General features: G+C 60.4%; 8 protein-coding genes. 7 read left to right on the top strand and 1 reads right to left on the bottom strand.

What is annotated here, in order from left to right:
• Positions 1-2 precede the first annotated feature (2 nt).
• The 5 genes from rplA to rpoC all read left to right on the top strand — a co-directional run bounded on the left by rplA (position 3) and on the right by rpoC (position 10,833).
• A complete protein-coding gene (rplA, locus tag EEQ99_RS13585) occupies positions 3-704 on the top strand; it encodes a 50S ribosomal protein L1 (protein ID WP_047620022.1) in 702 nt (233 codons plus the stop codon).
• A 350-nt stretch (positions 705-1,054) separates the two neighbouring features.
• The gene (gene rplJ / locus EEQ99_RS13580; RefSeq protein WP_028757410.1) at positions 1,055-1,573 is read left to right on the top strand and encodes a 50S ribosomal protein L10; all 519 of its coding nucleotides are present in this window, start codon (positions 1,055-1,057) and stop codon (positions 1,571-1,573) included.
• A gap of 58 nt (positions 1,574-1,631) precedes the next feature.
• Positions 1,632-2,009 (top strand): 50S ribosomal protein L7/L12, encoded by a 378-nt coding sequence (rplL, locus tag EEQ99_RS13575; protein ID WP_028757409.1) that lies wholly within the window; start codon positions 1,632-1,634, stop codon positions 2,007-2,009.
• A 261-nt stretch (positions 2,010-2,270) separates the two neighbouring features.
• A complete protein-coding gene (gene rpoB / locus EEQ99_RS13570) occupies positions 2,271-6,434 on the top strand; it encodes a DNA-directed RNA polymerase subunit beta (RefSeq protein ID WP_127430615.1) in 4,164 nt (1,387 codons plus the stop codon).
• Between the two features lie 190 nt (positions 6,435-6,624).
• Positions 6,625-10,833 carry a DNA-directed RNA polymerase subunit beta' gene (gene rpoC / locus EEQ99_RS13565; protein ID WP_047620027.1) on the top strand — a complete coding sequence of 1,403 codons (4,209 nt, stop codon included), beginning with the start codon at positions 6,625-6,627 and terminating at the stop codon, positions 10,831-10,833.
• 115 nt (positions 10,834-10,948) lie between these two features.
• Here the strand turns inward: rpoC and EEQ99_RS13560 are convergent, their stop codons facing one another.
• Entirely contained in the window at positions 10,949-11,242 is a 294-nt protein-coding gene (locus EEQ99_RS13560; RefSeq protein ID WP_028757598.1) for a hypothetical protein, read from the bottom strand.
• Between the two features lie 497 nt (positions 11,243-11,739).
• Between EEQ99_RS13560 and rpsL the strand changes: the two genes are divergently transcribed.
• Both rpsL and rpsG read left to right on the top strand, forming a co-directional pair.
• Positions 11,740-12,111 carry a 30S ribosomal protein S12 gene (gene rpsL / locus EEQ99_RS13555; RefSeq protein ID WP_003547537.1) on the top strand — a complete coding sequence of 124 codons (372 nt, stop codon included), beginning with the start codon at positions 11,740-11,742 and terminating at the stop codon, positions 12,109-12,111.
• Positions 12,112-12,188: 77 nt separating this feature from the next.
• Positions 12,189-12,659, top strand: a complete 471-nt coding sequence (gene rpsG, locus EEQ99_RS13550) for a 30S ribosomal protein S7 (protein WP_028757597.1) — start codon at positions 12,189-12,191, stop codon at positions 12,657-12,659.
• Positions 12,660-12,666: the final 7 nt, after the last annotated feature.

Here is a 12,666-nt window from a genome sequence, read left to right as displayed (position 1 = left end):
TCATGGCTGGTAAGCGCACGCAGAAGATCAACGAAGGTGTTGATCCCACCAAGCTCTACGCTCTGAGCCTGGCCATCGGCATGGTCAAGGAACGGGCTGTCGCCAAGTTCGACGAAACCATCGAAGTCTCGATGAACCTCGGCGTCGACCCGCGCCATGCGGACCAGATGGTTCGCGGCGTCGTCAACCTGCCGAACGGCACAGGCCGTACGGTTCGCGTCGCAGTCTTCGCGCGTGGCGCCAAGGCTGATGAAGCCAAGGCTGCCGGTGCTGATATCGTCGGCGCTGAAGAGCTCGTCGAAATCGTCCAGGGCGGCAAGATCGAATTCGATCGCTGCATCGCCACCCCCGACATGATGCCGCTCGTCGGCCGTCTCGGTAAGGTTCTCGGCCCCCGTGGCATGATGCCGAACCCGAAGGTCGGCACCGTCACCATGGACGTCGCCGGAGCCGTCAAGGCTTCCAAGGGCGGCGCTGTCGAGTTCCGCGTCGAGAAGGCTGGCATCGTCCATGCCGGTATCGGCAAGGCCTCTTTCGACGCCAAGGCTCTGGAAGAAAACATCCGCGCCTTCGCTGACGCCGTCATCAAGGCAAAGCCGGCTGGCGCCAAGGGCAACTATGTCAAGCGCGTGGCGATTTCCTCGACCATGGGCCCGGGCGTCAAGATCGAAGTCGGCTCGGTCACCGCAGCTCCGACTGCATAAGTTCGCGCCCAAGGACTTGGGCGCAATGGTCGGGCTTTGAGCCCGGCGACTGAATTTCCGGCCTCGCAAGGGGCCGGAATATTCCGGAGAAATCCGGAATCCTGTCCGAGATTGCAGGTGGTTTTCCCTTAATCACTTGGCCTGCATGAGACGGGTAAGACCCGAATTGCATGAAGTTCGCTTCTCGTAACTCGGTTCGAGCCTTGGATGCCTTGTGCCTCTTTAGCCTTGATTGGCGCGGGAGCGCGGGGGGACAGGATCCTCAAGCGTCGCTTGGGATCTCACATGATCCCAGGAGGCAAAGGCAACCCGGCAGGTCCGATTTCGGTCCTGCCAACTGGAGATAGGCAGTGGAAAGAGCGGAAAAACGCGAATTCGTCACGGAACTGAACGAAGTCTTCAAGGCTTCGGGCTCAGTTGTCGTGGCCCACTATGCTGGTGCCACAGTCGCGCAGATGAACGATTTTCGTTCGAAGATGCGTGCAGCTGGCGGTACCGTCAAAGTCGCGAAGAACCGCCTGGCCAAAATTGCCCTTCAGGGTACGGAAGCGGAAGGGATTACCAATCTCTTCAAAGGTCAGACGCTGATTGCATACAGCAATGACCCGATCACCGCTCCGAAGGTCGTCATGGATTTCGCCAAGACCAATGACAAGATCATTGTTCTGGGCGGCGCCATGGGAACAACCACGCTCAACGCCGAAGCAGTCAAGTCGCTTGCGACCCTGCCTTCGCTTGATGAGCTGCGTGCGAAGCTGCTGGGCATGATCCAGACACCGGCTACCCGCATCGCTGGGGTTGTTGCAGCACCGGCAAGCCAGCTTGCTCGCGTGTTTGCGGCCTACGCCAAGAAGGACGAAGCCGCGTAAGGCGGTTTTTCGCTGTTTATAATCAACCGGTTCGAACCGAACAAAAGGAACTAGTAAAATGGCTGATCTCGCAAAGATCGTAGACGACCTCTCCTCGCTGACCGTTCTGGAAGCTGCAGAACTGTCGAAGCTTCTCGAAGAAAAGTGGGGCGTTTCCGCTGCTGCTCCGGTAGCTGTTGCTGCCGCTGCCGGTGGTGCTGGCCCTGCTGTCGTTGAAGAAGAAAAGACCGAATTCGACGTCATCCTCGTCGACGCTGGTGCCAACAAGATCAACGTCATCAAGGAAGTCCGCGCCATCACCGGTCTCGGCCTCAAGGAAGCCAAGGACCTCGTCGAGGCCGCTCCGAAGGCTGTCAAGGAAGGCGTCAACAAGGCTGAAGCCGCTGACATCAAGAAGAAGCTTGAAGACGCTGGCGCCAAGGCCGACGTCAAGTAATCTTGAACTGCTTTTGGGAGGCAGCATCTACTGCCTCCCATTTGCCGTTTTTCTGAACGAATTACCCAAAAGCCGCGTCAAAACGGCTTTTGGGTAATGGGTTCTTCAAAAGGATAGTCTCGCACCGAAGGCAGCACAGCAATCCGAGCTGAGCGTTTTCGGGAGTCGGACGAGATTGAATTACTCATTGATTGACGGGATCGACTGGCCATCGGTTCCCGTCCGTTGCAGGCCCGGGTGCAAGATTTTGAAGGAGCGACGATGGCTCAGACCCTTTCGTTCAACGGTCGCAGGCGCGTACGCAAGTTTTTTGGTAAGATCCCCGAAGTCGCAGAAATGCCGAACCTCATCGAGGTTCAGAAGGCGTCCTACGACCAGTTTTTGATGGTTGAAGAGCCGAAGGGCGGTCGTCCCGACGAGGGTCTTCAGGCCGTCTTCAAGTCGGTTTTCCCGATCACCGATTTCTCCGGCGCTTCCATGCTGGAATTCGTGTCCTACGAATTCGAACCGCCGAAGTTCGACGTTGATGAATGCCGTCAGCGCGACCTGACCTATGCAGCGCCGCTGAAGGTGACGCTGCGCCTCATCGTGTTCGATATCGACGAAGATACGGGCGCGAAGTCGATCAAGGACATCAAGGAGCAGTCCGTCTACATGGGCGACATGCCGCTCATGACCAATAACGGCACGTTCATCGTCAACGGCACCGAGCGCGTGATCGTCTCCCAGATGCACCGTTCGCCGGGCGTCTTCTTCGACCACGACAAGGGCAAGAGCCATTCGTCCGGCAAGCTGCTCTTTGCTGCGCGTGTCATTCCTTACCGCGGTTCCTGGCTCGATATTGAATTCGACGCCAAGGACATCGTCTACGCCCGTATCGACCGCCGCCGCAAGATTCCGGTCACGTCGCTGCTGATGGCGCTTGGCATGGACGGCGAGGAAATCCTCGACACCTTCTATACGAAGTCGCTCTACAAGCGCGACGGCGAAGGCTGGCGCATTCCCTTCAAGCCGGAAACGCTGAAGGGCGCCAAGGCGATCACCGAGATGGTCGACGCCGATACCGGCGAAGTCGTCGTGGAAGCCGGCAAGAAGCTGACCCCGCGCCTGCTGCGCCAGCTCTCCGACAAGGGCCTGAAGGCGCTGAAGGCCGGCGACGACGACCTTTACGGCAACTACCTTGCCGAAGACATCGTCAACTACTCCACGGGTGAAATCTATCTCGAGGCCGGCGACGAAATCGACGAGAAGACGCTTGGCGTCATCCTGTCGAACGGTTTCGACGAGATCCCGGTTCTCGGCATCGACCACATCAATGTCGGCGCCTATATCCGCAACACGCTGTCTGCCGACAAGAACGAGAACCGTCAGGACGCTCTGTTCGACATCTACCGCGTCATGCGTCCGGGTGAGCCGCCGACCATGGAATCGGCCGAAGCCATGTTCAACTCGCTGTTCTTCGATGCGGAGCGCTACGACCTCTCCGCCGTCGGCCGCGTCAAGATGAACATGCGCCTCGACCTGACCGTCGAAGACACCGTCCGCATCCTGCGCAAGGACGACATCCTGGCCGTGGTCAGGATGCTGGTCGAATTGCGCGACGGCAAGGGCGAGATCGACGACATCGACAACCTCGGCAACCGCCGCGTCCGTTCGGTCGGCGAACTGATGGAAAATCAGTACCGTCTCGGCCTCTTGCGCATGGAACGTGCGATCAAGGAACGCATGTCCTCGATCGAGATCGACACGGTCATGCCGCAGGATCTGATCAACGCCAAGCCGGCAGCCGCCGCCGTCCGCGAATTCTTCGGCTCCTCGCAGCTCTCGCAGTTCATGGACCAGGTCAACCCGCTCTCGGAAATCACCCACAAGCGCCGTCTTTCGGCTCTCGGTCCGGGCGGTCTGACCCGTGAGCGCGCCGGCTTCGAAGTCCGCGACGTGCATCCGACCCACTATGGCCGCATTTGCCCGATCGAAACGCCGGAAGGCCCGAACATCGGTCTCATCAACTCGCTTGCGACCTTTGCCCGCGTCAACAAGTACGGCTTCATCGAAAGCCCGTACCGCCGCATCGTCGACGGCAAGGTGACGAACGACGTGCTCTACCTCTCCGCCATGGAAGAGGCGAAGTACTACGTCGCCCAGGCCAATGCCGAAATGAACGCCGATGGTTCCTTCGTCGACGAATTCGTCGTCTGCCGTCATGCCGGCGAAGTCATGCTCGCCCCGCGCGACAGCATGAACCTGATGGACGTTTCGCCGAAGCAGGTCGTTTCGGTCGCAGCCGCGCTCATCCCGTTCCTGGAAAACGACGACGCCAACCGCGCGCTCATGGGCTCGAACATGCAGCGTCAGGCCGTGCCGCTGCTGCGTGCCGAAGCCCCGTTCGTCGGTACCGGCATGGAGCCGGTCGTCGCCCGTGACTCCGGTGCCGCCATCGGCGCCCGTCGCGGCGGCGTGGTCGACCAGGTCGACGCGACGCGTATCGTTATCCGCGCCACGGAAGACCTCGAAGCCGGCAAATCCGGCGTCGATATCTACCGTCTGCAGAAGTTCCAGCGTTCGAACCAGAACACCTGCGTCAACCAGCGCCCGCTGGTCACTGTCGGTGACGTCGTCAACCGCGGCGACATTCTCGCCGACGGTCCGTCGACCGATCTCGGCGACCTGGCGCTCGGCCGCAACGCGCTCGTCGCGTTCATGCCCTGGAACGGCTACAACTACGAAGACTCGATCCTGCTCTCCGAACGTATCGTTGCCGACGACGTGTTCACCTCCATCCACATCGAGGAATTCGAAGTGATGGCGCGCGACACCAAGCTTGGTCCCGAGGAAATCACCCGCGATATTCCGAACGTTTCGGAAGAAGCGTTGAAGAACCTCGACGAAGCCGGCATCGTCTATATCGGCGCCGAAGTTCAGCCGGGCGATATCCTCGTCGGCAAGATCACCCCGAAGGGCGAAAGCCCGATGACGCCGGAAGAAAAGCTTCTGCGCGCCATCTTCGGCGAAAAGGCCTCCGACGTGCGCGATACCTCCATGCGCATGCCGCCCGGCACCTACGGCACGATCGTCGAAGTCCGCGTCTTCAATCGCCATGGCGTCGAGAAGGACGAGCGCGCGATGGCGATCGAGCGCGAAGAGATCGAGCGTCTGGCAAAGGACCGCGACGACGAGCAGGCGATCCTCGACCGTAACGTCTACGGCCGTCTGATCGACATGCTGCGCGGCCAGGTCTCCATTGCCGGCCCGAAGGGCTTCAAGAAGGGCACCGAGCTTTCGAACGCCGTCGTCTCCGAATATCCCCGCTCGCAGTGGTGGATGTTCGCGGTCGAGGACGAGAAGGTCCAGAGCGAACTCGAAGCACTCCGCGGCCAGTACGACGAATCCAAGTCGCGCCTCGAACAGCGCTTCATGGATAAGGTCGAGAAGGTCCAGCGCGGCGATGAAATGCCTCCTGGCGTCATGAAGATGGTCAAGGTCTTCGTCGCCGTGAAGCGCAAGATCCAGCCGGGCGACAAGATGGCCGGCCGTCACGGGAACAAGGGCGTGGTCTCGCGCATTGTGCCTGTCGAGGACATGCCGTTCCTCGAAGACGGCACGCATGTCGACGTCGTTCTGAACCCGCTCGGCGTTCCCTCGCGCATGAACGTCGGCCAGATTCTGGAAACGCATCTGGGCTGGGCTTGCGCCGGCATGGGTCGCCAGATCGGTGAACTGATCGAAGCCTACAAGGCCAATGGCAACATTGAGCCGCTGCGTAAGACCATCGGCGATGTCGTCGGTGACGGTCCGAAGGCCGAACAGGTCCACGAGTTCGACGATGAGTCGGTCCTGCGTCTCGCCGACCAGTGGAAGCGCGGCGTTTCGATTGCGACGCCTGTTTTCGATGGTGCGCATGAAGGCGACGTCAACGACATGCTGCGTCTGGCAGGTCTCAAGGATACCGGTCAGTCGACGCTTTATGACGGCCGTACCGGCGAGCAGTTCGACCGCCAGGTGACCGTGGGCTACATCTACATGCTGAAGCTCAACCATCTGGTCGACGACAAGATCCATGCCCGTTCGATCGGTCCTTACTCGCTCGTGACCCAGCAGCCGCTGGGCGGCAAGGCGCAGTTCGGCGGTCAGCGCTTCGGCGAAATGGAAGTCTGGGCGCTCGAAGCATATGGTGCCGCCTACACGCTGCAGGAAATGCTGACGGTGAAGTCGGACGACGTCGCCGGCCGCACCAAGGTCTACGAAGCCATCGTCCGCGGAGACGACACGTTCGAAGCCGGTATTCCGGAAAGCTTCAACGTTCTCGTCAAGGAAATGCGCTCGCTGGGCCTCAGCGTCGAGCTCGAGAACACCAAGCTTGATGAGGCGCAGGCAGCTGGGCTGCCTGCGCCTCATGCAGCCCAGCTGCCCGACGCGGCCGAGTAAGCACTTGATAGGGCGTGCGCTGCCAATGCGGCGCACGCCGGTCCCGCCGGGCGCCGTATCCGTGTCGGCCCGGGAGGGAAGTTTCGCCGCATCTTGCGGTTATTCTCGTTTAAGCGAGGGAGGCGGCTCCCGGGAAATTGCCGCCGACCATCGCATTTTGAGGGCGCTTTAGCCCATGAAGGAGACAGGCATGAACCAAGAGGTCATGAATCTTTTCAATCCGCAGGTGCCTGCACAGAATTTCGATTCCATTCGGATTTCGATCGCGTCTCCGGAGAAGATCCTCTCCTGGTCCTACGGTGAGATCAAGAAGCCGGAAACCATCAACTACCGTACGTTCAAGCCGGAACGCGACGGTCTGTTCTGCGCGCGCATCTTCGGGCCGATCAAGGACTACGAATGCCTGTGCGGCAAGTACAAGCGCATGAAGTACAAGGGCATCATCTGCGAAAAGTGCGGCGTCGAAGTCACGCTGTCGCGCGTTCGCCGTGAGCGCATGGGCCATATCGAGCTCGCCGCTCCCGTCGCCCACATCTGGTTCCTGAAGTCGCTGCCATCGCGCATCTCGACGCTGCTCGACATGACGCTGAAGGATGTCGAGCGCGTCCTCTACTTCGAAAACTACATCGTCACCGAGCCGGGCCTGACCGCCCTGAAGGAGCATCAGCTCCTCTCGGAAGAAGAGTACATGCTTGCCGTCGACGAATACGGCGAAGACCAGTTCACCGCGATGATCGGCGCTGAGGCGATCTACGAGATGCTGGCCTCGATGAACCTCGAAAAGATCGCTGGCGACCTGCGTTCCGAGCTTGCCGACACCACGTCGGATCTCAAGCAGAAGAAGCTGATGAAGCGCCTGAAGATCGTCGAGAACTTCATGGAGTCGGGCAACCGTCCGGAATGGATGATCATGAAGGTCGTCCCGGTCATTCCGCCGGACCTGCGTCCGCTGGTTCCGCTCGACGGCGGCCGTTTCGCGACGTCGGATCTGAACGATCTTTACCGCCGCGTAATCAACCGTAACAACCGCCTGAAGCGCCTGATCGAGCTTCGCGCGCCGGGCATCATCATCCGCAACGAAAAGCGCATGCTGCAGGAATCTGTTGACGCGCTGTTCGACAACGGCCGCCGCGGCCGCGTCATCACCGGCGCCAACAAGCGTCCGCTGAAGTCGCTCTCCGACATGTTGAAGGGCAAGCAGGGCCGCTTCCGCCAGAACCTGCTCGGCAAGCGCGTCGACTATTCCGGTCGTTCGGTCATCGTCACCGGCCCGGAACTGAAGCTGCACCAGTGCGGCCTGCCGAAGAAGATGGCGCTCGAGCTCTTCAAGCCGTTCATCTATGCCCGCCTCGACGCCAAGGGTTATTCCTCGACCGTCAAGCAGGCCAAGAAGCTGGTCGAAAAGGAAAAGCCGGAAGTCTGGGATATCCTCGACGAGGTCATCCGCGAGCATCCGGTTCTCCTGAACCGTGCGCCGACGCTGCACCGCCTGGGCATCCAGGCCTTCGAACCCACCCTGGTCGAAGGCAAGGCGATCCAGCTGCATCCGCTCGTCTGCACGGCCTTCAACGCCGACTTCGACGGTGACCAGATGGCCGTTCACGTGCCGCTGTCGCTCGAAGCCCAGCTCGAAGCCCGCGTGCTGATGATGTCGACCAACAACATCCTGCATCCGGCCAACGGCGCGCCGATCATCGTTCCCTCGCAGGACATGGTTCTCGGCCTCTACTACCTGTCGATCCTGAACCAGAACGAGCCGGGCGAAGGCATGGCCTTCTCCGACCTCGGCGAACTGCATCACGCCCTCGAAAGCAAGGTCGTGACGCTGCACACCAAGATCCGCGGCCGCTTCAAGTCGATCGACGAGGATGGCAAGCCCTACTCGAAGATCTATGAGACGACGCCTGGCCGTCTGCTCATCGGCGAACTGCTGCCGAAGAACGGCAAGGTGCCCTTCGACATCTGCAACCAGGAAATGACCAAGAAGAACATCTCCAAGATGATCGACACGGTCTATCGCCACTGCGGCCAGAAGGACACGGTCATTTTCTGCGACCGCATCATGCAGCTCGGCTTCTCCCATGCCTGCCGCGCCGGCATTTCGTTCGGCAAGGACGACATGGTCATTCCGGATGCCAAGGCCAAGATCGTTGCCGACACCGAAAGCCTGGTGAAGGAATACGAGCAGCAGTACAATGACGGCCTGATCACCCAGGGCGAAAAGTACAACAAGGTTGTCGACGCCTGGGGCAAGGCGACCGAAAAGGTCGCCGAAGAGATGATGGCCCGCATTAAGGCGGTCGAGTTCGACGAGAAGACCGGTCGTCAGAAGCCGATGAACTCGATCTACATGATGAGCCACTCCGGCGCCCGCGGTTCTCCGAACCAGATGCGTCAGCTGGGCGGCATGCGCGGCCTGATGGCCAAGCCGTCGGGCGAAATCATCGAGACGCCGATCATCTCGAACTTCAAGGAAGGCCTGACCGTCAACGAGTACTTCAACTCGACGCACGGCGCCCGCAAGGGTCTGGCAGACACCGCGCTCAAGACCGCCAACTCCGGTTACCTCACGCGCCGTCTCGTCGACGTCGCGCAGGACTGCATCGTCACGCACGTCGATTGCGGAACGCAGACGGGCCTCACCATGACCGCCATCGTCGATGCCGGCCAGGTCGTTGCCTCGATCGGTGCTCGCATCCTCGGCCGTACGGCGCTCGACGATATCGATCATCCGATCACCGGTGAGCGCATCGTCGATGCCGGTAAGATGATCCTCGAGCCCGATGTCGTCGAAATCGAGAAGGCCGGTATCCAGTCGATCCGGATTCGCTCGGCACTGACCTGCGAAATCCAGACGGGCGTCTGCTCGGTCTGCTACGGCCGCGACCTCGCGCGTGGTACGCCTGTCAACATGGGCGAAGCCGTCGGCGTCATCGCAGCTCAGTCGATCGGTGAACCGGGCACCCAGCTCACCATGCGTACCTTCCACCTTGGCGGTACGGCAACCGTGGTCGACCAGTCGTTCCTCGAAGCCTCGTATGAAGGTACGGTGCAGATCAAGAACCGCAACATCCTGCGCAACTCCGATGGCAACCTCGTTGCCATGGGCCGCAACATGACCGTCCAGATCCTGGACGAACGTGGTGTCGAGCGGTCGTCGCAGCGTGTGGCCTACGGTTCGAAGCTGCATGTCGACGAAGGCGACAAGGTCAAGCGCGGCCAGCGTCTGGCGGAGTGGGACCCCTACACCCGTCCGATGATGACGGAAGTAGCCGGTACCGTTCAGTTCGAAGACCTGGTCGACGGTCTCTCCGTTCTGGAAGCGACCGACGAATCCACCGGCATCACCAAGCGTCAGGTCATCGACTGGCGTTCGACCCCCCGCGGTTCGGACCTCAAGCCGGCGATCGTCATCAAGGATGCCAGCGGCAATGTCGCCAAGCTGTCGCGTGGCGGCGACGCCCGCTTCCTGCTCTCGGTCGACGCGATCCTGTCGGTCGAGCCGGGCACAAAGGTCTCCCAGGGTGACGTTCTCGCGCGTTCGCCGCTGGAAAGCGCCAAGACCAAGGACATCACCGGCGGTCTGCCGCGTGTTGCCGAACTGTTCGAAGCCCGTCGTCCGAAGGACCACGCCATCATCGCGGAGATCGATGGTACGATCCGCCTCGGCCGCGACTACAAGAACAAGCGCCGCGTCATCATCGAGCCGGCGGAAGACGGTGTCGAGCCTGTCGAATACCTGATCCCGAAGGGCAAGCCCTTCCACCTTCAGGAAGGCGACTATATCGAAAAGGGTGACTACATCCTCGACGGTAACCCGGCTCCGCACGACATCCTGGCGATCAAGGGCGTGGAGGCTCTGGCCTCCTACCTCGTCAACGAGATCCAGGAAGTCTACCGCCTGCAGGGCGTTGTCATCAACGACAAGCACATCGAGGTGATCGTCCGTCAGATGCTGCAGAAGGTGGAAATCACCGATGCAGGCGACTCGACCTATATCGTCGGCGACAATGTCGACCGGATCGAGCTCGAAGACGTCAACGATCATCTGATCGAGCAGGGCAAGAAGCCCGCCTACGGCGATCCGGTTCTTCTCGGCATCACCAAGGCGTCGCTGCAGACCCCGTCCTTCATCTCGGCCGCGTCCTTCCAGGAAACGACCAAGGTGCTGACGGAAGCTGCGATCGCCGGCAAGACCGACGGCCTGCAGGGTCTGAAGGAAAACGTCATCGTCGGTCGCCTCATCCCGGCCGGCACCGGCGGCACCATGACCCAGATCCGCCGCATCGCCACGTCGCGCGACGAGATGATCCTCGAAGAGCGCCGCAAGGGCACCGGGGCTGCCGTTGCTACGCCGATGCTGCAGGACATGGCCGAAAAGGCTCCGGCTGCGGAATAATCCGCCGGCTGAAGTCGTTGAATTGAAAAACCGCCCGGAGCGATCCGGGCGGTTTTCGTTTTTGGTCTGCTCTGTTTGGTCGGGCGGGGAGGGAGCGCACCCCGCGCGGCTCCCTTCAGTTGAAGCGGATGATCGCGACTTCGCCGTCGACGGCGCCCTGATAGGCGGAGGCGTGCGGCTCCTCGGCAGGCACCTCGGTCAGCATGCCGATCTGGTCGAGATCGGCCTCAATGAAGCCTTCCTCGGCAAGGGCGTTCAGGGCCTCTCGGACGGCGGTGTCGTCGTCGGGCGCCTTCAGCATGATATGCAGGTCGATGCCTTCGCTGGCGTCGGACTCGTAGCCCTTGCCGATGATGATGAAGATCATCGGACCATCGAAATTATTGTCGTTATCAGGTGTCGTGATCATCGCCTGTCCTTCGGCTCTTTGACGATTCGCTCGCTCGAATCCCCTGTGAGGGCCGAGCGCTGCAATTGCTGATTCCTTAGCTGCTTTTGCTGCGATGCCCAAGTTTTTATCTTGGCGCACGGCTGTGAATTCGTCTAGGAGGGTGAAAACAGGGCGTCAGGCCCGCATATCAAGGCGATGCGGCGAGTTTATTTCTTAACCGGCCTTGACGAGATGGGTGGAAACCAGTAGTACCCCGGCCATCAGATCCCATGTGAGGCTTGGCTGTTCGGGGCGACGCGCCCTGAAGTTCACCTCAAACAAGGTTCTAAACGCACGTTGAAGTCATGATGCTGCACGCACGACGCATATTCTATGCGTCCTCTGCTCCTTGTGGTCCATCTGCGGAAGCGGATCGGGCCATATTTTGCGCATTGACGGAAAGCGTGCGTCACTGCCGGAGACGGCGCGAGTTCAAGCCCGCAAGGGTACTGAGATAAAACGTAAGGGATGGTTGAATGCCTACCGTAAACCAGCTGATCCGCAAGCCTCGCCAGGCGAACGTAAAGCGTAACAAGGTTCCCGCACTCCAGGAGAACCCGCAGAAGCGCGGCGTTTGCACGCGCGTCTACACGACGACGCCGAAGAAGCCGAACTCGGCTCTGCGTAAGGTCGCAAAGATCCGCCTGACCAACGGCTTCGAAGTCATTGGTTACATCCCCGGGGAAGGTCATAACCTTCAGGAACACTCTGTCGTCATGATCCGTGGCGGCCGCGTCAAGGACCTTCCGGGTGTCCGTTATCACATCATCCGCGGCGTTCTCGATACCCAGGGTGTCAAGAACCGCAAGCAGCGCCGCTCCAAGTACGGCGCGAAGCGTCCGAAGTAATTCGGTTTTGAATAATTCGGCGCTGCGCGAGGTCCTCCGCGTGATGAAGCGCCTTAACGATTGAAGAGACGAAAACTATGTCCAGACGCCATAAAGCAGAAAAGCGCGAGATCAATCCGGATCCGAAGTTCGGCGATCTCGTCGTCACCAAGTTCATGAATGCCATCATGCTCGACGGCAAGAAGTCCGTTGCTGAAAACATCGTCTACGGTGCGTTCGACGCCGTCCAGGGCAAGTCCAAGCAGGAGCCGCTCACGGTTTTCCATTCTGCGCTCGACAACATTGCCCCGCACGTTGAAGTCCGCTCGCGCCGTGTTGGTGGTGCGACCTATCAGGTCCCGGTCGACGTTCGTCCGGAGCGCCGCCAGGCTCTCGCCATTCGCTGGCTGATCGCTGCTGCCCGCAAGCGCAATGAAACGACTATGGTTGACCGCCTTTCCGGCGAACTGCTCGATGCGTCCAACAACCGTGGCTCCGCCGTCAAGAAGCGCGAAGACACGCACAAGATGGCTGACGCCAACCGCGCATTCTCGCACTATCGCTGGTAATTCCGAA

This window comes from Rhizobium anhuiense (assembly GCF_003985145.1).
GTDB lineage: Bacteria > Pseudomonadota > Alphaproteobacteria > Rhizobiales > Rhizobiaceae > Rhizobium > Rhizobium anhuiense.
Note: the sequence above shows the minus strand (reverse complement) of the source record. Positions and strands in the feature narration are given on the sequence as shown.